This is a genomic window from Litoreibacter roseus (assembly GCF_009811795.1).
Classification (GTDB): domain Bacteria; phylum Pseudomonadota; class Alphaproteobacteria; order Rhodobacterales; family Rhodobacteraceae; genus Litoreibacter; species Litoreibacter roseus.
The window spans coordinates 72,979-90,177 of the sequence record NZ_BLJE01000008.1 but is presented as its reverse complement, the minus strand read 5'-3'; the positions used below and the strand labels follow the sequence as shown (position 1 = coordinate 90,177).

At 62.5% G+C, this 17,199-nt stretch carries 19 protein-coding genes; 9 read left to right on the top strand and 10 right to left on the bottom strand.

From position 1 onward, the window contains the following. The 7 genes from repB to KIN_RS21270 all read right to left on the bottom strand — a co-directional run. Nucleotides 1-609, bottom strand: a 609-nt coding sequence (gene repB, locus KIN_RS21300) for a plasmid partitioning protein RepB (RefSeq protein ID WP_159810955.1), incomplete at its 3' end; no start/stop codon positions are given. A 73-nt stretch (nucleotides 610-682) separates the two neighbouring features. Beyond that, the gene (gene repA / locus KIN_RS21295; RefSeq protein ID WP_159810953.1) at nucleotides 683-1,900 is read right to left on the bottom strand and encodes a plasmid partitioning protein RepA; all 1,218 of its coding nucleotides are present in this window, start codon (nucleotides 1,898-1,900) and stop codon (nucleotides 683-685) included. Nucleotides 1,901-2,415: 515 nt separating this feature from the next. Next, on the bottom strand, nucleotides 2,416-2,754 hold the full coding sequence (locus KIN_RS21290; RefSeq protein ID WP_159810951.1) for a DUF736 domain-containing protein: 339 nt from the start codon (nucleotides 2,752-2,754) through the stop codon (nucleotides 2,416-2,418). Nucleotides 2,755-3,566: 812 nt separating this feature from the next. Next, nucleotides 3,567-5,423 carry a ParB/RepB/Spo0J family partition protein gene (locus tag KIN_RS21285; protein WP_159810949.1) on the bottom strand — a complete coding sequence of 619 codons (1,857 nt, stop codon included), beginning with the start codon at nucleotides 5,421-5,423 and terminating at the stop codon, nucleotides 3,567-3,569. A 100-nt stretch (nucleotides 5,424-5,523) separates the two neighbouring features. Further along, a complete protein-coding gene (locus KIN_RS21280; protein WP_159810947.1) occupies nucleotides 5,524-5,946 on the bottom strand; it encodes a hypothetical protein in 423 nt (140 codons plus the stop codon). Nucleotides 5,947-6,478: 532 nt separating this feature from the next. After that, entirely contained in the window at nucleotides 6,479-7,036 is a 558-nt protein-coding gene (gene petA / locus KIN_RS21275; protein ID WP_159810977.1) for a ubiquinol-cytochrome c reductase iron-sulfur subunit, read from the bottom strand. A 106-nt stretch (nucleotides 7,037-7,142) separates the two neighbouring features. After that, nucleotides 7,143-7,673: a hypothetical protein gene (locus KIN_RS21270; protein WP_159810945.1), complete on the bottom strand. Its 531-nt coding sequence runs from the start codon at nucleotides 7,671-7,673 to the stop codon at nucleotides 7,143-7,145. A gap of 75 nt (nucleotides 7,674-7,748) precedes the next feature. Between KIN_RS21270 and KIN_RS21265 the strand changes: the two genes are divergently transcribed. After that, complete coding sequence (locus KIN_RS21265) at nucleotides 7,749-8,315, top strand: Crp/Fnr family transcriptional regulator (RefSeq protein ID WP_159810943.1); 567 nt, start codon at nucleotides 7,749-7,751, stop codon at nucleotides 8,313-8,315. 5 nt (nucleotides 8,316-8,320) lie between these two features. Here KIN_RS21265 and KIN_RS21260 read toward each other — a convergent pair whose 3' ends face one another. The 3 genes from KIN_RS21260 to KIN_RS21250 are packed head-to-tail and all read right to left on the bottom strand — an operon-like array spanning nucleotide 8,321 to nucleotide 10,453. Next, entirely contained in the window at nucleotides 8,321-8,770 is a 450-nt protein-coding gene (locus KIN_RS21260) for a DUF411 domain-containing protein (RefSeq protein WP_159810941.1), read from the bottom strand. Nucleotides 8,771-8,781: 11 nt separating this feature from the next. Beyond that, entirely contained in the window at nucleotides 8,782-9,789 is a 1,008-nt protein-coding gene (locus KIN_RS21255; RefSeq protein ID WP_243145004.1) for a cation diffusion facilitator family transporter, read from the bottom strand. A gap of 1 nt (nucleotide 9,790) precedes the next feature. Beyond that, a complete protein-coding gene (locus KIN_RS21250) occupies nucleotides 9,791-10,453 on the bottom strand; it encodes a TVP38/TMEM64 family protein (RefSeq protein ID WP_159810939.1) in 663 nt (220 codons plus the stop codon). A 329-nt stretch (nucleotides 10,454-10,782) separates the two neighbouring features. On the opposite strand from KIN_RS21250, the gene KIN_RS21245 reads away from it, so the two are divergent. From KIN_RS21245 to KIN_RS21210, 8 genes are all read left to right on the top strand, one after another. After that, the gene (locus tag KIN_RS21245; protein ID WP_159810937.1) at nucleotides 10,783-11,511 is read left to right on the top strand and encodes a response regulator; all 729 of its coding nucleotides are present in this window, start codon (nucleotides 10,783-10,785) and stop codon (nucleotides 11,509-11,511) included. Between the two features lie 5 nt (nucleotides 11,512-11,516). After that, nucleotides 11,517-12,950, top strand: coding sequence for an ATP-binding protein (locus tag KIN_RS21240; protein ID WP_444543185.1), 1,434 nt, complete (start codon nucleotides 11,517-11,519; stop codon nucleotides 12,948-12,950). Between the two features lie 133 nt (nucleotides 12,951-13,083). After that, nucleotides 13,084-13,653 (top strand): L,D-transpeptidase, encoded by a 570-nt coding sequence (locus KIN_RS21235; protein WP_159810933.1) that lies wholly within the window; start codon nucleotides 13,084-13,086, stop codon nucleotides 13,651-13,653. A gap of 125 nt (nucleotides 13,654-13,778) precedes the next feature. Further along, complete coding sequence (locus tag KIN_RS21230) at nucleotides 13,779-14,093, top strand: c-type cytochrome (protein ID WP_243145005.1); 315 nt, start codon at nucleotides 13,779-13,781, stop codon at nucleotides 14,091-14,093. A gap of 27 nt (nucleotides 14,094-14,120) precedes the next feature. Further along, entirely contained in the window at nucleotides 14,121-14,465 is a 345-nt protein-coding gene (locus tag KIN_RS21225; RefSeq protein ID WP_243145003.1) for a copper resistance CopC family protein, read from the top strand. A gap of 3 nt (nucleotides 14,466-14,468) precedes the next feature. Continuing rightward, nucleotides 14,469-15,335, top strand: a complete 867-nt coding sequence (locus tag KIN_RS21220) for a CopD family protein (RefSeq protein ID WP_159810929.1) — start codon at nucleotides 14,469-14,471, stop codon at nucleotides 15,333-15,335. Next, nucleotides 15,332-16,717: a multicopper oxidase family protein gene (locus KIN_RS21215; RefSeq protein ID WP_159810927.1), complete on the top strand. Its 1,386-nt coding sequence runs from the start codon at nucleotides 15,332-15,334 to the stop codon at nucleotides 16,715-16,717. The genes KIN_RS21220 and KIN_RS21215 overlap by 4 nt, the downstream gene beginning before the upstream one ends. A 98-nt stretch (nucleotides 16,718-16,815) precedes the next feature. Then, a complete protein-coding gene (locus KIN_RS21210; RefSeq protein ID WP_153217547.1) occupies nucleotides 16,816-17,199 on the top strand; it encodes a c-type cytochrome in 384 nt (127 codons plus the stop codon).

The following is a 17,199-nucleotide window of genomic DNA, read 5'->3' as shown; positions in this document are numbered from 1 at the left end:
GATCGCTGCAATGACATGGGTAGGCACGGTGCTGGCGACGGAGAGCATGCGTGACAAGAGCGTGCCGTCGATGGTCAAAGCCCGCTGGATCACCTCCTTGGCCTGGCCGAGATCGGCGAGGTTCTTGGCAAACAGCGCCTTTTCGATGAAGGACAGGTCCGCCCGGGCGGTGTTTTCCTGACCCTGCGCCAGCACATGGGCGACATCGTCCATCTCCTTGACCACAGCCCGGACGGGACGCTCGAGGGCGCGCGCGGCACGTACCCGGCGGTGCCCGAAGACCACCATGTACCGGTCCGCGGCTTCGGGATGCGGCCGCAAGAGAACCGGCGTGTCCTGTCCGCTGGCCGCAATCGCGGCTTTCAGCTCTTCAAAGGCCTCGTCATCACCGCTCAGGCGGTCATTGACGAAGGAGGCGTCGATCAGACCCGGATCGATCTCGATGATGGTTTCACCTTCGAGCAGGCGTTTTGAGTTTTCGGCCAGGCTATCGATCGAGACCTTCATGGATTTCGAGGCCCCGCGCATGGCATAGCTCGAACGGCCCCCATCGACGGGCGTGTCGGTCGGTTGCCCGATCACGGATTTCAGCAGGTCTTTTCTGGCCATGTCGCCCTCCTTTCCGAGGTGTGGACCGCCCCGTCTGCACGGCTGTCAAAACGCATCTGCACGGCTGTCAAACTCATGGGAGGTCGCGCCCCCAGGCCTGGTGCACGAGACCAGCGATTTCGTCGTTCACCGCGTTGAGCGAGGTGATCGCCCGATCATAGGTGGAGCGCACGAATTGCGCCCGCTCGACCTCGTAAAGCGTTTGCTTGGTGATCCCGGCATCGGAGATCGCGGTGGACTTCACCATCTGCGCTTCCAGCATCTGGTTGGGAAACATCGCCTGCAGGAACCCGACCATCTGCTTTTGCGGCCCGTCGGTGGGCTCAAAGCGGGTCACAAGGTAGCGGAACCATTTCAGCCGCATCTCGGCCCCGGCTTCCCGGATGGTGCGCAGGATGCCGCCGAGCATCAGGAGAAACTGGCTCATCGACATCACATCGAGCATCTGGGGATGCACGGTGATCAGCACGGAACTCGACGCTGTAAGCGCTGTTAGGGTCAGATAGCCAAGCTGTGGCGGGCAATCGATCACCACCACATCGTACTGCTCCTCAACCTCTGCGAGCGCTTTCGAGATGCGGGTGAAGAAGGCGCGGCCTTCGGACGGATCGCGGCTGGTGAGTGCGACCGGCGTGTCATACTCGTATTCCTGCAGATCGAGGCTGGCCGGGACGATGTCGAGGTTCGGGAAATTCGTGGGCCGGATCACCGCGCTGATCGGCTGGCGCTCCTCATCATAGCGCAGCGTCTCATAGAGCGAGGAAACAGAGTCTAATTCGGGCTGAATCCCATGCAGCGCGGTGAGAGAGGCTTGCGGATCGAGATCAATCGCGAGCACGCGATGGCCCTTGAGGGCCAGGTGCTGGGCAAGATGGGCCGCCGTCGTCGTCTTGCCGCTGCCGCCTTTGAAATTGACCACCGAGATGACGTGCAACTCTTCGCCTTCGGTGCGGTGGGGCAGGTAGCGCCGCTTGCCGGGACGACCATGGGCATCGAGATAGGCGCGCAGTTCAAGCATCTGCGCCGCTGAATAAGACCGCCGCCCGGAGGCGGAGGTTTCGGGGTCCGGGCCCTTGCCCTCGAGATGCAGTTTCTTGATCGTGGATTGGGTGACCCCGAGGAAATAGGCCACCTCGGCCAGCGAAAACTGCCGCAAGCCCTTCTGGGCATCCGGGGGATATTGCTCCTGACGCAAGATATTGAGCCGATCCGAAATCAGTTCTCCCTGCTGGAGAATGATTTCATCGAAGGCCAAATCGCCTGCATTCTGCTGGAATGGTACTTTGTCCATCCTGCCGCCTCGCCTAATATCGCTTTTATCGCGATTTCTTTCGTTAAACTGTGACTACAGCGGAAGCGGGTTATCCACAACGATTTTTTCAGCACGCGGCAAGGCGTTGCCGGATCATGACAGAAATCTGCACGACCACAAGACCGCGCGGCTTCCTTGAAAAGCACCCCAATATCTGGTGTGAAAGCACGCGATGCACGAAACTTGAACATAATGGAATTCACACGCATACCTCCCTATCACATTGTTTTCCTTTTGCTTTATGCGTTCTGCACGGCTGTCAAACCGGCTCACAACCCGCGCACAGCCCCAATCTGGCCGCTGCGGGCAAGTCGGCCCCAGGACGCATCGCCACGGTCAAGAGCGACGCCAGCGCTCAGCCCCGCCAACACCTGTGTCTTTGCCGGCTTTCGGAGTGTCCTCGGCCCCGAAACACGCCCAAAGCCGGAGAATCGGGTAATCGATTCTCCGGCGCGGCGCGAAAAGGTTGGCCGGGTCTCCGGCCAACCATCGCCTCAGGCGGCCTCTTTCGGGCCCCAGGGGATCACGGCCTGCAGGGTTGGATCGTCCTGATGCGCGGCCTGGCCGAGATTGGCGTTGAACCCGTAGTCGCGAATGGTCAGCGTGAAGTAATCCGCGCCGGTCTCGCGGTTCTGTTTGCGCCAGATGCCGCCGCATTCGACGAGACGGCCCCGCGGCGAGCGCCCCAAGACGCGATGTGTGGGCGCCATCGGGTTGTCGCTTGTAACGGGCTCGACCGAGATGTCGAGATCGAAGGTCAGTGTGGAGATCGATCCGGTCCCCTTGGCCGTGCCGATGTCGGCGGCGTCGAACTTGATGCAGTTGGTGGTCATTGCGTGTCTCCTTGTCTGGTGTTGCAATGCCGGTGACCCCGCAGGCCGGCGCGGGACCGCACCGCAGGCGCAGCGCAGCGGAGAAGGGCAGGGGGCCGCTCTTTTTGTACCGCGCGGAATGCCCGGCACGGGCAGGGGAAAAAGACGGGTTCCCACCTTTGCGGTCCCGGAACGACCTGCCACCGGCCCTGGGCAGCAACACCTGCCGGAGACCGGACCAACCGGCTCAGATCGCTCCGGCGCGGAAACCGGCGCGCCAAACAGACCGCGTCTGAAGTGTCGCTCGCTGACCTGATCCGAAACGCGCCGCCCCCTGTGACATGTTGGACGTCCCATTGCGCCGTCTCGACCCGGAGGCTCTGCAACGCACGTCAGACGTCATCATGCGGCAGCGCGGCAGTTCGAACCAGCCCGGCTGCGCAGGCCTCGGGGCACAGGTCAGCCGAGAATCCGCGCTGCCTGCATATCCGGCCAAGCGCGACCCGGTCCTCTTGAGACCCGTGAGAACCCACAGTCCAAAGACTGCCAAGGCACCCGGCAATGCGGCGTGTCACCCGATTTCGCACAATCTGCGCGCCCGTGACCCTGCTTCGAAGTCTGAGCGCGCAGGTCGTTGGGCTGAGATTTGATCCAGCAGCGTCGCCGATGCGGCGACCCCCGCGCGGGCAGCGCCGGTCCGGCGGCGGGGCAGGGGGCTTGTCCTCTGCCCCGCCGCCGGACAATTTTGAGCCCCTGCCAGCCGCGCGCCAGCACCCTGACAAAAAAAGACCCCGCACGAGGCGAGGCCAGGTGGTCTTCCCACGAAGGAAGGCTCAGAGGCAGTCCGGGACCCAGACCGCCAGGTTCTCTTTCTGCTCGGAGGTCAGACCCATGAGTTTTTGCGTGACCGGATCGGCGATCAGCTTCTCCATCTTTTCGGCTTTCTCTGCCTTCTTGAGCTTGCTGAAGGCCATGACCCGCGCGTCACGGGCATCGCAGTCGAGGAAGGCGCAGAGCAACTCCGTCAGATGGTCTGCCGACACCCGCGCAAAGAAATTCTCCGCCGTAGGGGTCCAATGCTTGCGGATATCGGCCCCGGCCTCCGCCGCGATCTGGTCGAAGAACGCGTCCCCTCCCGCCTGATAGGGTAGGCTGCGGGCGATGGCCTCGGTGATATGCGCATTCCGCGCCTTCTTGCCCTCCGCGCGAAACGCGTTGAAGGCTTCCGTGAGGTCCTCGACCCGCGTGCCCTCCGACCAATAGGCCGTCGCATCGATCCCGTGATCGAGACGCGGCTCACGGGCATACCCGTCCTCCACACTTGGCGCATTGCTTGGACGCTCCAGCCGCAGACCGAAGACGGTCTCGAAACTGCCCGACGCCTCGGACACACCGAACCCCAGAAGGTCGAGGACCAATTCGGGTTTGGCCAAGAGCGCGGCCTGTACCGCCGCCAACCGGATCGCCTGCATATCGGCGGTCAGTTTCTGCGAATAGGGCGATTTCGGCGCGGGGGCCGGGCGCGCCGGGGCTGTCAGAACCCCTGCTTTGATCGCAGCGGTTTTGTCCTCGGGGCGCACCAGACCTGCGGTCACCTCGGGTCTACCCGATTGATTTACAACGACAAAGCATCCAGACACTGCCTTCTGATCGTCGGTGTATTCCCCGTCGAGTATGGCTTGCAGCGCGGCGAGACGGGCCTCCCCTGTCGCGTCGAGCACCCCGGCCTCACACATCTCGGCCAGCGTATCGTAGTCTTCGGCCTCGTCTTCGGTCAGATCGCCCGCGACAGGATAGACCCGGGCCAGCTTGGCTTGGTCGATCTCGTAATAATTGAGCCATGGCTCGGGTTTGGCCTCGGCCCAGAGCCAGCCCGCACCCTCGATCAATGCGGTGCGTTCGGCCTCAAGCGCCTTGGCAAAGAGATCGTCGAGCAGACCCGGATCGGCGAAATAGACCGCATCGGAGAAGAGATCGCGGGTGAGGCTGCCCCCTGCCGCTTCATAGGCCTCCTGACCGACGAAGCGCGCGCGCCGGTCGCTGTTGCTGACGGCGTCGGGGTTGAGGGCAGATTTCAACTGCGCCTCCGAGATCGGCTGGTCCTTGATCTGGTCCAGAAGCTTTTGTGTCAGGGCCGCGTCCTGCGATAGGGTGAAGGCCTTGGCCGCGCCGAGGGTGATCTCGCCTGCCGCCAAGGCGTCGAGCACCGGTTGGGGGAGGGCGGCCAGCGCCAATCGCTGGTAGACGCGGGCGTCGCTCACGGCGAAGGCCAGCGCGATATCCGCCACGCTGGCGCCTTTGGCCGCCATCGCACCGAAGGCGCGGATTTCGTCCGCCGGGGTCAGGGCCTCGCGGGCCGCGTTTTCGGCACTGGCCCAGACGGCGGCTTCCTCCGGGTCCTCGGTGAGGCGCACCGGGACCGTGGCGGGGCTCGGCGTTTCGGCCTTGGCCACGATCTGTTGCAGTGCCCGCAGGCGGCATCCGCCCGCGACGATTTCGACGCGGCCATCGGGTTGGCGCAGACCTGCGAGATTCTGGATCAGGCCGAAGCGGGCGATGCTGGCCGCAAGCGTGTCGATATGCGCCTCGGAAACGGTTTTGCGCGGATTGAGGTCGGAGAGCGTGAGGCTGTCGAGCGGCACCTGTTCGATCACGCTGGTCTCAGTGGGGAGGGGGTCTTGCTTGGTCATGGGAAGGGTCTCCTGTGATGGGATAGGGGAGGGGGCAGCGGCGCGTGCGGCGGCGCTGGAGGTTTGAGAGGGGTTGACGGAAGGGCAGGGCGGTCGGGCGCTACCACCAGCAGGAATAGATCACCGTCGATCCGGCTTGCATTTCGGCCCGCGCCCAAGCGCAGAAGGCGAGATCATGCGCGCGGTAAGCCTCGGCCTGTTCGTCCTGAAACTGATGGCCATAGAGTGAGAGCCGTCCCGGAATTGGTCTGGGGGACCAATTCAGGCGCGAACAGGCGGAGCCACCGCCCGCGCAGACGGGCAGGGTGCCTGCCTTGGCGGCGGTTTCCAACCGGTCGATATCCGCCGCGTCAAGGCGCAGCTCGCCGCAATTGAGGTTGGACGCGTCCAACCCGGTGCGGGCGGTGTAAAGATGTTCCATGAATGTCTGCAGCTTGGCATGCTTGCGCCAGACGAAGGCCGGGCTGTCGCCTTCCTCTCCGGTCTCGGGCGTTTTGCGATAGGCATATTGGTCGAGGCCCATGGTCTCGCTCCTTTCCTTCGTGGTGAGCGCGGCATGGGTTTTTTCATCTCTGGCCCTTTTGCCGCCTTGGGCGGGGGCCATCTCTGTCTCTGCTTTTCGGAAGACCCCCGCGTCTTCCGAAGGGCAGAGCAGGGAAGGGCAGAGCCCGACCTGCGGCCGGTTGGCGGCGGGACACAGGGGGCCGGAACGGAGAAATCGGGAGGGGCCCGGGGGCAAAGCCTCTGGGAGGCACCGGATTTCTCCGGTGGAGGCTGACGCGCCAGCGGCACCAGAGCCCCTGTTCCCGCCGACATCCGGATGTCAGGCGGTCTAAAACATGGAAAACCCGTCAGGCGGGCCAGAGCAACGCGGCGGCGCGCCTGTCCGTTGATCCCGTAATCGCGGGTCTGCCCGCGATCTCCGTGTTCTGTTGCCCGAAGGATCGTCACCCGTCCGGGCGGAGACAGGATTGGCTCCGGGGCGTTTCCGCCCTAGAGCCTGGCCGCCGATCCCGGCGGCGGGCCCGATAGGATCGACCAGGAGACGCTCTGCGTCACCCCAAAGTCAGCACCATCTCCTCTGAGAGCGACAAGTCTGGAATGTGCAGGTTTTCAGGTGCCGGACCTTTGCGAATGCGCCCGGCCGCATCGTAATGCGAGCCATGACAGGGGCAGAACCAGCCCCCGAAATCCCCCGCCCCATCGCCCAGAGGGACACAGCCCAGATGGGTACAGACACCGATCATCACCAGATAAGCCTCGTGACCCGCAATGGCTCGGTTCTCATCGCTTGCCAGCGCATCGTCGGGCAGATTGGGGTTGCGCGCCTGGCTGTCGGGCAGGTCAGAGACCGCCTCTGCCCGAGCCTGAGCCATTTCTGCCTCCGTGCGATGACGGATAAAGACAGGTTTTCCGCGCCAGTTGACGGTCAATTGCGTTCCGGGCGCGAGATCGGAGATGTCGACGGTGATCTGTGCCAAGGCGCGGACATCGGCGGAAGGGTTCATCTGGTTCACCAGAGGCCAGAGCGCAGCCCCTGTGGCCACGACCCCCGCCCCGGCCGTTGCGTAATACAGGAAATCCCTGCGCGCGGTATCCTCTGACGCTTCCATCACGGGGCATGTGTCCGCGTCTCCAGCGCTGGAAGGTCAACAGGCGAGATGTATCGTTTTGTCAGTGCACCTCTCTACGGATCAACAAACAGGCCGTGTCGGCGCATTAATGGTGCGGGGCAGCGCCTTTTGCCATCATGAGGTGGTGCTCCTGGTGATGCGCCCCGATGGTCAACAGACCAAAAAAGCCAAGTCCCTGAATCTGCGCGGCATCGCCATCGCCATCGACACTGAGGGCCACCCCATCGTCGAGATCCTCCGCGACAACGTCCCAGCCGGTTTCAGCCGCGAGAAAGGGCGCATGGGCGGGCACCATGGCGCGGATGGCCTCGAGAACACGCGGGGTGCCCCGAATCTCGAACCGGGCCCCTTCCGGCCGCAGGGTGCGGGTGACCACGGCCTCCTGGGTCAGAAGGTCCATATCGACCAGATGGCGGCGCAATCCGTCGATATCGACCCGCTCCCAATCCGTCTCGGGATCGGCTTGAAGGATCGCAACGATTTCCGCCAGGGCGGCAAAGGCCGATTGCCCGGTTTCCTGTGGTCCACCCATGTCATGGCCAGTCGCGGAATGGGCATGCTGCGCGGCCACGGGTGCGGCCATCACTATGGCAAGGAGGAGGGGAATGAGACGCATGGACGGGTCCTTCAATGCGGTGCTGTCATCTTTACGCTAGCAGGGGCGGATGCATCGCAATATGATTTCAATCATATGTTGCCAAACCCCTATGATCTTATCCCGAGCTCAGCCCTGCGCCCAGTTTCCGGCGCGATTGGCGATGTGGTGTTTCATCAAGGTGACCCCACCCATGGTCTCTATGTCGTGCAAACCGGACGCGTGCATCTCGAGCGGGTCGGCCGAAATGGCGAGCGGTTCATCATTCACCGTGCTCAAGCCGGGACAAGCTTTGCCGAAGCTTCGGTGTTTTCAGAGGTCTATCATTGCGATGCGGTCTGTGTTGAGGCCGGAGCGCTGACCCGGATCGACAAGGCTGCCGTCTTGGCCGCCTTTGCCGACCCGGCATTTGCCCGCGCCTATGGCCGTCAGGCCGCTCAACAGATACAGGCGCAGCGACAGATGCTCGAGATTGTCGGCATTCGGCGCGCAGAGGACCGGGTAATGGCGGGGTTGGTCGCGGGCCTGCTCGACGGCTCCGTCGTCGAGTTCGCCGCCCGGTTACAGCTGAGCCATGAGGCGACCTACAGGACGCTGCGAAAGCTCGTGCAGGACGGGCGGGTCACAAACCCGGCCCGCGGGATTTATCACCTGCGCCCGTGACCCGATCAGCTGTGGCTGGCGAAGACGGAGGTCACCCCGTCGGAGCCGACAAGCAAGGTATCAAAAGTGTCACCTGCCCCGGGACCGCCCATGCCGGGCGAACTCATCGGCATGCCGGGAACCGTCAACCCGCGCGCCATCGGTTGCTCTGCCAGCAACCGCTTGATGTCAGCGGCAGGCACGTGGCCCTCGACGAAATAGTCGCCCACGACCGCTGTATGGCATCCGGCAAGCTCTGGTGCGATTTGCAGCCGGTCTTTGAACGCCCAAAGTTGATCCTGATCGACGTCCTGCGCCTCGACTGCGAACCCAGCCTGCCGGACATGATCGACCCAGGCGGAGCAGCATCCACAGGTTGGCGTTTTGAGCACCTTCAGAAGGGGTGCCGTGTCAGCGGCAACGGGAAATGCCAGGGTGGCTGCTGCGCCTGTCATCAAAAATGTGCGTCTTTTCATTCGGAGGTCCTCTAGGAGTTGTTAGTGAGTCTAGCGTCTTGCGCTGCGCTGTCGAGCGGGTCTGCATGGGCGGCATGGGTGTTTACGGCGGCGGGCGACACGCGTTGGCTTTCCGGGAGCGTCACATCGAGATCCCGCGCGTGGCGCTCGTCGAGACACGCGGTTTCGAGCTGCAGCGTGACCATGTGAAACCCATAGTGTTCCGTCAATCGATGATAGGCCCGGTTCAGCAGGTCCGTGGCCTCTGCGGGCTCACCATGGCGGATATGGGCGGAAAATGCGTGTTTGCCGCTGGTCAGCGTCCAGGCATGCACGTGGTGAACGTCCAGAACCCCGTCCTGGCCGCGCAGGTCCGCCGTCACAGCCTCGAGATCCGTTCCCTCTGGCGTGCCTTCCATGAGGATGTGGACCGCTTCCTTGATGACGCCAACGGAGGCCCAGAGGAGAACCACCCCGAACGCCATGCCGAGGATCGGGTCAATCGCCAGAAACCCGGTGAACTCGATCACGAGAGCGGTGACGATGATCAGGAGGCTGCCGACAAAGGTCTGGATGATGTGCCAGAGCGCACCACGGGCATTCAGATCGTCCTTGCTCGATTGCCACATGAGCCCCAGCGAGATCACCTCGGTGACCAGGCCTCCGAAGGCGACCCAGAGCATGGGACCCGTGGCCAGGTGAATCGGATTCCCGAGCCGCATCGCGCCCATCCAGATTACCAGAAGCGCCATGCCGAGAAGAAAGCCGCCATTCACCAGTGCCCCGATGATCTCGGCGCGGTACCAGCCGAAACTCCGCGCCGAATCCGCCGGGCGGCGGGCAATGCGCTGCGCGATGATGGCCACCAGAACGCCGCCAACTGCCGACAGGGTGTGAAACGCATCCGACAGGACGGCAATCGAGCCGGTCCAGAGCCCCACGGCCAGTTCAATCACGAAATAGACCCCGGTGAGCCAGGCAGAAATCACAAGGGCCTTGCCGGAACTCGGCATGTGCCCGGAATGCGCGTGAGAGGCCATATCAGCTCTCCTTTCGAGGGGTTTGTCGTTCGCGCAATAGCGCAAAGAGCAACGAGAGGGCGGTGGCACCGCCAAGGGCGAGCGCGGTCCAGGTGGCGGTGCGGGCATCGCCGTTCATCGCGGCACTGCCCAAGTGCGCCAGGAGGAAACTGGCCGGAACGATCCCGGCCAGTGTGGCCAAGGCGAAGCGCCACAGATGCAACGGACTGAGACCCGCGGCGTAGCTGATCAGATCGAAAGAAAGGAACGGCAGCAGCCGACTGGCGAAGACCACGAAGGTGAGCGTGTTCTGTGATCCGAGAAAACCCGGGGCGACGTTGCGCCCAAAATGACGTTCCACAAAGGGGCGGCCCAGACGTCGGGCGAGCAGGAACGCGGCGATCGCGCCGATCTCCGCGCCGAGAACCACAAGGATCGTCCCAAAGGTGTGACCGTACGCGGCACCGGCGGCCAGCGCGATCGGCGCTGAGGGCAAGGGGCTTGCCACGATGGCCAAACCCATCAGCGTAACGACAAGGAGCGGCCCGAATATTCCTGCGGCATCGATCCAGGCCTGCAACCTGTCGCGGTCCGGCCAGTCGAAGGATCCATCCAAGAGGTCCGGCGCAAACAGAAAAACACCCAACGCAAGGACAATCACAAGAAGGAGGAACCGAGCCAGCACAGCTTATCCCTCACAAAAAGAGAACAGGAAGGCGGCGGACCAGGCATCCAAGTGACCAGAGATCAAACGCGCAAGCCGCCCCGCAGGGTACGCTAAGGTCCGATCTACACAGGGGGACGCGGTATCAAAGGCCAGTTCTATCATGCGTGCCCACATGGGGCTTCCAGCAACTGGAGGGTCAACAACCCGGGAGCCAATTGATACATTTTGCGACAAAGGAAGTTCGGGTCTTTCCCGAAAGATCAACCTATTCTGCCTCTTATGACGCGTGATTTTCATTCGACGGCCGTGACGCCGAAAAAACCCCAATCTCCCGGGGCGGACTGCTGATGTCATCTCAGGCCCATATCCTGGTGGTTGATGATCACGCTGAAATTCGTCGGTCGGTGACGCGCTATCTTGAGAAAAACGGGCTGCGTGCCACAGGCGTCAGCGACACAGAAGAGATGGATGCCCAGCTTGCCCGGGACGCCATCGATCTCATCGTGCTCGACATCATGATGCCGGGGGAGGATGGGATTGCGGCATGCGCCAGATTGCGACAGGAGCGCCAGACGATCCCGATCCTGATGCTGACGGCCCTCGGCGAGGATGACGACCGGATCAAGGGGCTCGACACCGGGGCCGACGATTACCTTTCCAAACCCTTCAATCCGCGCGAACTGCTGGCCCGGATCAACGCGATCCTGCGGCGCGCTGGTGACGCGGTGCCGCCGCATGGCGGGTCTTTTGCGGGCAAGACAGCCTGGTTCGCGGATATCAAATTCGACCACGATGCCCGCCATGTCGTGACGCCCAATGGGGGGACCACGGCGCTGACCACGGCCGAAGCCAAGCTCCTGACAGTGTTTCTCGAACGCCCCCGGATGGTTATCAGCAGAGACGATCTTCTCGCTTTGAGTGCCGGTCGTATGGCGGGACCGCTGGACCGGACGATCGACAATCAGGTGTCGCGACTGCGCCGCAAGATCGAACCTGATGTCCTGCGCCCGCGCATCATCTCGACGGTGCGCAACGGCGGCTATTGTCTGAACGCCGATGTGGAGATCGAGGCGTGATGCGGATGGGGTTTCGCACACAGATCGCGCTCCTGGTGGTGTCGGTCTTGTTTGTCGCGCAAAGCATGGGTCTGTGGCTCTTTGTCGATGAGCGTTCGCTGGCCGTGCAGGCCGCCATCGGCAGTGAAGCGGCCGGGCGGGCGGCCAATGTGGCACGGCTGATCGAGGAAGCCCCGCTGGATCTGCATGACGAGATCGTAGCGGCGGCCACTTCTCCCTTGGTGAGCTTTGCGTTGAGCGACACGCCCGAAGTGACCCATACGCATCATGACCAGAACGGGGCCATCGAGGCACGGGTTCGCGCGCTCCTGAACGATGGATACAGCCGGGACATCCGGGTCGAAGTGCATGAGATCGAACAGGGGCTGCTGCCCTTGCCGAACCTGTCGCCGGAAATGGCCGAGATGCATGCCGAAATGATGCAAGGCACTCTGGCTGCAATCGAAATGGAGCTCTCGATCGCCATTGAGGGCGGGCGGTGGCTCAATGTCGGCACGCGGTTCGAGCGCCCGCCGATCCAGTGGTCCTGGGCATCCACGCTCTCTTTCGCCCTCACCGTCGCCGTGCTGCTGCTTGCCATCTTCTGGTTTCTTCTGACACGCCTGACCCGCCCCCTGAACGATCTTGCCCGGGCCGCAGAGGTTTTGGGGCGCGGCGGCGGGCATGAGCCGATCGCGCCAACGGGCCCGCGCGAAGTCCGGGACCTGTCGGCCGCCTTCAATGACATGCAGGCGCGGCTGGCGCGCTTTGTGTCCGACCGCACGCAGATGCTGGCAGCGCTGGCCCATGATCTCAGATCTCCGCTCACAGCGCTGCGCGTGCGCGCCGAGCTGGTCGACGATCCCGAAACCAAAGAAGGGATCTCCGCGTCGCTCGACGAGATGCAGGACATGGTGGAAGCCACGCTCGCCTACGCGCGCGGTGTCGGGCAGGATGAAGCGCTGGAGGAGGTCGACATCAGCACATATCTGCTGACGCTTCATGGCGAGACCCGTGACGCGCTTGACCTGGTGGCCGGGCCGGACGCCCGGCTGCAGATCAAGCCAAAGGCGCTGCGGCGCGCCTTGCGCAATCTCATCGACAATGCGCTGCGCTATGGGCGTGATCCTGCACTGTCGTGGGAGATGACCGATGACAGCATCGACATCATCATCGACGATCAGGGGCCGGGCATCCCGGAGGCTGATATTGATGACGTGTTTCAGCCATTTCTGCGGCTTGAGCAATCGCGCTCCCTGGAAACCGGCGGTCATGGCTTGGGGCTTTCGATCGCGCGCAGCATCGTGCTGCAACATGGAGGATCGATCGCGCTGTCGAACCGCGCCGAGGGCGGTCTCCGGGCGCGCGTCTCTCTGCCCATCGCGCGTCCTGAGACATCCGTATCCCGGAGTTCAGACGCTCTCGCGACAGACGGGTTTGCCCGCCGCCAAGCAGGCTGACCCAGACCGTTTCGCAATTCGTGTCTCTCACCATTGATACATAACCTTACAATTTTCCGGGGCTGATCGCATTCCGCCACTTCCCAGAGTTCGATAGAAAACAAAGCGTTCGACATGGAAAAGAGGCAGTCCCATGAAGGCAGGAAACCGATCGTTACTCTCGCGCCGCCACTTTGCCGGCGGCCTCGGCACTGCGATGCTGTGTGCGCCATCTTTGCTGCGCGCCGAAACGTTGGCGCCCGTGCGCCGCAACGCGTCGAGCTTCCGCACCCATAATTGGCAGGATCATTTCGATACTCTGGGCAAAGGCATCATCATCGCGGACACCATTTCGCGCGCGCTCCAGCAGTGGACGGCGGATGGCACCATGTTTGTCTATCCAACTTCTGTTCCGATGACGGATGAACTCACGCGCCGGGGATATACGGAAATCATCTTCAAGGACCCGGAACCCGATTGGACGCCGACACCCTCCATGCGCGAGCGCGACCCAACTTTGCCGGCCTACATGCCGCCGGGTCCGGACAATCCGCTTGGAGTGCGGTCGCTGCATCTGACATGGCAGTATTACCGCATTCACGGGACACATGACACGCGCAAGATCGGCCGACGCTCGTCGAGCGGCTGCATCGGTCTTTACAATGAGCACATCATCGAGGTTTTTGATCGGACCCCGGTTGGCACTCAGGTCAAATTGATCTGATGGGGCGATACAGCGTCATTGCACTGGCGATCGTGGCGATTCTGACCGTCGGCTTTTTGTGGACAGGGCCGGGCGACGACGCTGTAGAGCGAGCTTCCGGCGACGTCAGTGCGGGCGGCGCACCGATGGTCCAGGTTGTTCTGCCAGAAACTCTCTCGACCAACGCACAGGTCGGCAAATTGGCCTATGAGGCCAAATGCGCAGTGTGTCATGGTACGAATGCCGCTGGTCAGGACGGTGTCGCCCCACCATTGGTGCACAAGATCTATGAACCCAGCCATCACGGAGACGCGGCCTTTTTGCTGGCGGCGAAGAACGGCGTTCGGGCACATCATTGGCGCTTTGGAAACATGCCACCCGTGGAGGGCGTGACGGATGGGGATGTAAAGATGATCGTGGCCTATGTGCGGGAATTGCAGCGGGCGAATGGGATAAACTGAGCAGGCAACCAGGTGAAGGATAGTCGCGTGAAGCAAATATTGGGAATTGCCGTTTTTCTGGCCATGATCGGAACGAACGCCCTGGCGCATTCGGAAAAGGAAAGCATGACGCCTGCCGATGGCGCGGTCCTGGACAACGTGCCCGAGACACTCGAGATGCGGTTCAACGACGGGATGCGTTTGACGAAAGTCGAAATGACCTATGCGGGCACTCAGATCGAAACGCTCGACCTCGGCGCACAGTCAGGCTTCGTGAAAGAATTCTCCTTGCCGCTCGTGCCGATGGGGTCCGGTCTCTACCAGATCGAGTGGCGCGGTCTGGGCGTCGATGGACATCCCATGACCGGCAGTTTCTCCTTCGAGGTGAAGTGAGGCGTGCCAGATCTCTGGGGATTGGCCGCGATTGCCACCAAGTTCTTCCTCTATCTCGGGGTCCTCGCGAGCGGAGGCCTTATCCTCTGTCGACTTGTTCTCGCCGACCAGATGTCGGCACTCGATCGCGCAACGCGCATTTGGGCCATTGGCTTTGCCACACTGGCGGTGGCGATGGCCGCATTAGGATTTGCCGTCCGGGGTGCGGTGCTCATGGATGACGTCTCCGGCATGGTCGATCCGTCCATTCTGGCACTTCTATGGCAGACCCCACCCGGAGAGGCTTTGCTGTTCCGGCTCCTCGGTCTCGGGACACTTGTTCTCGGCGCTGCGATCGGCGGGCGTTGGCTATGGGTCGCTGCGGTCGGCGGCGCTGTCGCGATCTGGAGCTTTTGCGAGATCGGTCATGTGGCGAGCCAGGATCGGCTGTGGTTTCAGAGTGTCTTGTTTGCGCATCTCATTGCCGCGGCATTCTGGATTGGCATCTTCCTTCCACTCAGCCGCCTCTCGCGGTCCGCGTACACTTTGGGTGACGCCGCAGCCCTCGGTCATCGCTTTGGCCAGATCGCCGCTGTCGCCGTTCCGCTCCTCGTCGTTGCCGGCGCGATCATGACCTGGCGCCTGGTGGGATCCGTCTCAGCCCTGTTCGGAACCGGCTACGGTCTGTGGCTTTTGGCAAAGCTTGCCGCTGTGGCATTGCTGTTGGCTTTGGCAGCACTCAATAAGGTGCGTCTCGTACCGGCTCTTCAACGGGGTGATCCCGGCGTCGGCCCGCAACTGTCAAAGTCGATTTCCTTGGAATGGCTCTGCGTTGGCGTCATTCTATTCGCAACAGCCATCTTCACTTCAGTTCTTACGGTGCCCACATGAGCCTGACAAAACGTGACTTTCTCAAAATGAGTGCCGCCGGTTTGGCGGTGTTGCCGCAGGCCCTGTCCGCACAGACGACATTGGTGACGCTGAGAGCCAGCGTCACCGATCTCCAATTGCTGCCGGAGCAATATGAAAAGACAACGGTATGGGGCTTCGAAGGGCACGCCCCCGGCCCGGAAATCAGAATTGCACAAGGGGCTCGGGTAACCCGGCGGATCGTCAATGACCTGCCGGCGCCGACCTCGGTTCACTGGCATGGCATTCGCATTGAGAACGCCATGGATGGCGTGGCGGGACTGACGCAGGATGCGATCCCTCCGGGAGAGAGCTTTGAGTATGACTTCGTGGCCCCCGACGCCGGCACCTACTGGTACCATTCCCATAACCGGTCGTTTGAGCAGGTCGCCCGTGGACTGCACGGAGCGCTGATCGTGGAGGAGCCCGACGCGCTCGACATCGATCATGAGGAGGTCCTTATCCTCGATGATTGGTTGATCGATCCCGAGACCGCACAGATTCCGGACACCTTCGGGGCCATGCATGATCTCAGTCATGCAGGCCGGCTCGGGAACTACATCACCACGAATGGGCGCTATAACCTGTCGCGCGACGTGGCGCGGCACGACCGGCTGAGGCTGAGACTGATCAACGCTGCCAATGCACGGGTGTTTCAACTGGGGCTGGACGGGCTCGACGGCTGGATTGTTGCCTTGGACGGCATGCCTTTGGGTCAGCCACAGCCGATTGACGGGACTTTTCTTCTCGCCCCCGCCCAACGCATCGATCTGATTGTCGATGTCGTCGCAGAGGTGGGTGGCGCCGGGCATATCGTACAGTTCGACCGTGACGAGAGTTTCTCTCAAGTGGCCTTCGAGGTGCGATCAGATGGCACGCGCGCGCGCCGCGCAGCGCCGCTGGCATTGCCACCGAATCCTGTTCCTGTGCCGAATCTGGCCGAAGCGAGAGACATCGCTTTGCGCATGGAAGGTGGGGCCATGGGTGGCATGCGAGGCGCGATGATGGGCGGTCGGATGTCATCGATGCGCGACATGATGCAAGCCGGGCAATTCTGGGCCTTCAACGGATCGGTTGGGGGCATGGACGGCTCTCCATTGGCATCTCTTTCACGGGGCGAAACGGTCCGGATCAAGATCACCAACGACACCTCCTTCCCGCACGCGATGCACCTGCATGGCATGCATTTCCACGAGATTGCAGCTGACGGAAGCCTCGGAGCTCTGAGAGACACCACGCTGCTTCAGCGCGGCGAGGTTCGGGACATTGCCTTTGTCGCGGACAATCCCGGCAAATGGCTGCTGCATTGCCACATGCTCTCGCACGCGGCCTCGGGCATGATGACCTGGGTCGATGTTGCGTGACCCGGGCTACGCTCTCCCTGGGCATTGGACTGCTGCTTCTCCTCGGGGCAGGGATCTATGTCTGGACCGGCGCAGCTGCCGAGTCCGAGCGCGGCGTCATGCCCGAAGACATCGACATTGTCGCCGGAAAGGCGCTCTATGCCGAGACCTGTGCGGCCTGCCACGGTGCCAATCTCGAGGGTCAGCCGGACTGGCGTAGCCCGGGCGAAGACGGGCGATTGCCCGCGCCGCCGCATGACGAGACCGGGCATACCTGGCACCACGGGGACCAGCTGCTGTTTGACTACACCAAGCTCGGGGGACGCGCTGTCATGGCGGCGCAGGGCATGGACTTCGACAGCGGGATGCCCGGCTTCGGGGATCAACTGAGCGATCAGGAAATCTGGAACATCCTGGGGTACATCAAATCAACCTGGCCCGAACGGATTCAGGACATGCAAGCTGTGCGGACGGAAGGCGAGACGCGCAGCAGGGAGAATTAG

What these genes read in the sequence shown, in the direction of transcription:
- repA (WP_159810953.1), bottom strand. Translation starts at nt 1,900, where the DNA reads ATGGACAAAGTACCATTCCAGCAGAATGCAGGCGATTTGGCCTTCGAT.
- KIN_RS21290 (WP_159810951.1), bottom strand. Translation starts at nt 2,754, where the DNA reads ATGACCACCAACTGCATCAAGTTCGACGCCGCCGACATCGGCACGGCC.
- KIN_RS21285 (WP_159810949.1), bottom strand. Translation starts at nt 5,423, where the DNA reads ATGACCAAGCAAGACCCCCTCCCCACTGAGACCAGCGTGATCGAACAG.
- KIN_RS21280 (WP_159810947.1), bottom strand. Translation starts at nt 5,946, where the DNA reads ATGGGCCTCGACCAATATGCCTATCGCAAAACGCCCGAGACCGGAGAG.
- petA (WP_159810977.1), bottom strand. Translation starts at nt 7,036, where the DNA reads ATGGAAGCGTCAGAGGATACCGCGCGCAGGGATTTCCTGTATTACGCA.
- KIN_RS21270 (WP_159810945.1), bottom strand. Translation starts at nt 7,673, where the DNA reads ATGCGTCTCATTCCCCTCCTCCTTGCCATAGTGATGGCCGCACCCGTG.
- KIN_RS21265 (WP_159810943.1), top strand. Translation starts at nt 7,749, where the DNA reads ATGTTGCCAAACCCCTATGATCTTATCCCGAGCTCAGCCCTGCGCCCA.
- KIN_RS21260 (WP_159810941.1), bottom strand. Translation starts at nt 8,770, where the DNA reads ATGAAAAGACGCACATTTTTGATGACAGGCGCAGCAGCCACCCTGGCA.
- KIN_RS21255 (WP_243145004.1), bottom strand. Translation starts at nt 9,789, where the DNA reads ATGGCCTCTCACGCGCATTCCGGGCACATGCCGAGTTCCGGCAAGGCC.
- KIN_RS21245 (WP_159810937.1), top strand. Translation starts at nt 10,783, where the DNA reads ATGTCATCTCAGGCCCATATCCTGGTGGTTGATGATCACGCTGAAATT.
- KIN_RS21240 (WP_444543185.1), top strand. Translation starts at nt 11,517, where the DNA reads ATGGGGTTTCGCACACAGATCGCGCTCCTGGTGGTGTCGGTCTTGTTT.
- KIN_RS21235 (WP_159810933.1), top strand. Translation starts at nt 13,084, where the DNA reads ATGAAGGCAGGAAACCGATCGTTACTCTCGCGCCGCCACTTTGCCGGC.
- KIN_RS21230 (WP_243145005.1), top strand. Translation starts at nt 13,779, where the DNA reads ATGGTCCAGGTTGTTCTGCCAGAAACTCTCTCGACCAACGCACAGGTC.
- KIN_RS21215 (WP_159810927.1), top strand. Translation starts at nt 15,332, where the DNA reads ATGAGCCTGACAAAACGTGACTTTCTCAAAATGAGTGCCGCCGGTTTG.
- KIN_RS21210 (WP_153217547.1), top strand. Translation starts at nt 16,816, where the DNA reads ATGCCCGAAGACATCGACATTGTCGCCGGAAAGGCGCTCTATGCCGAG.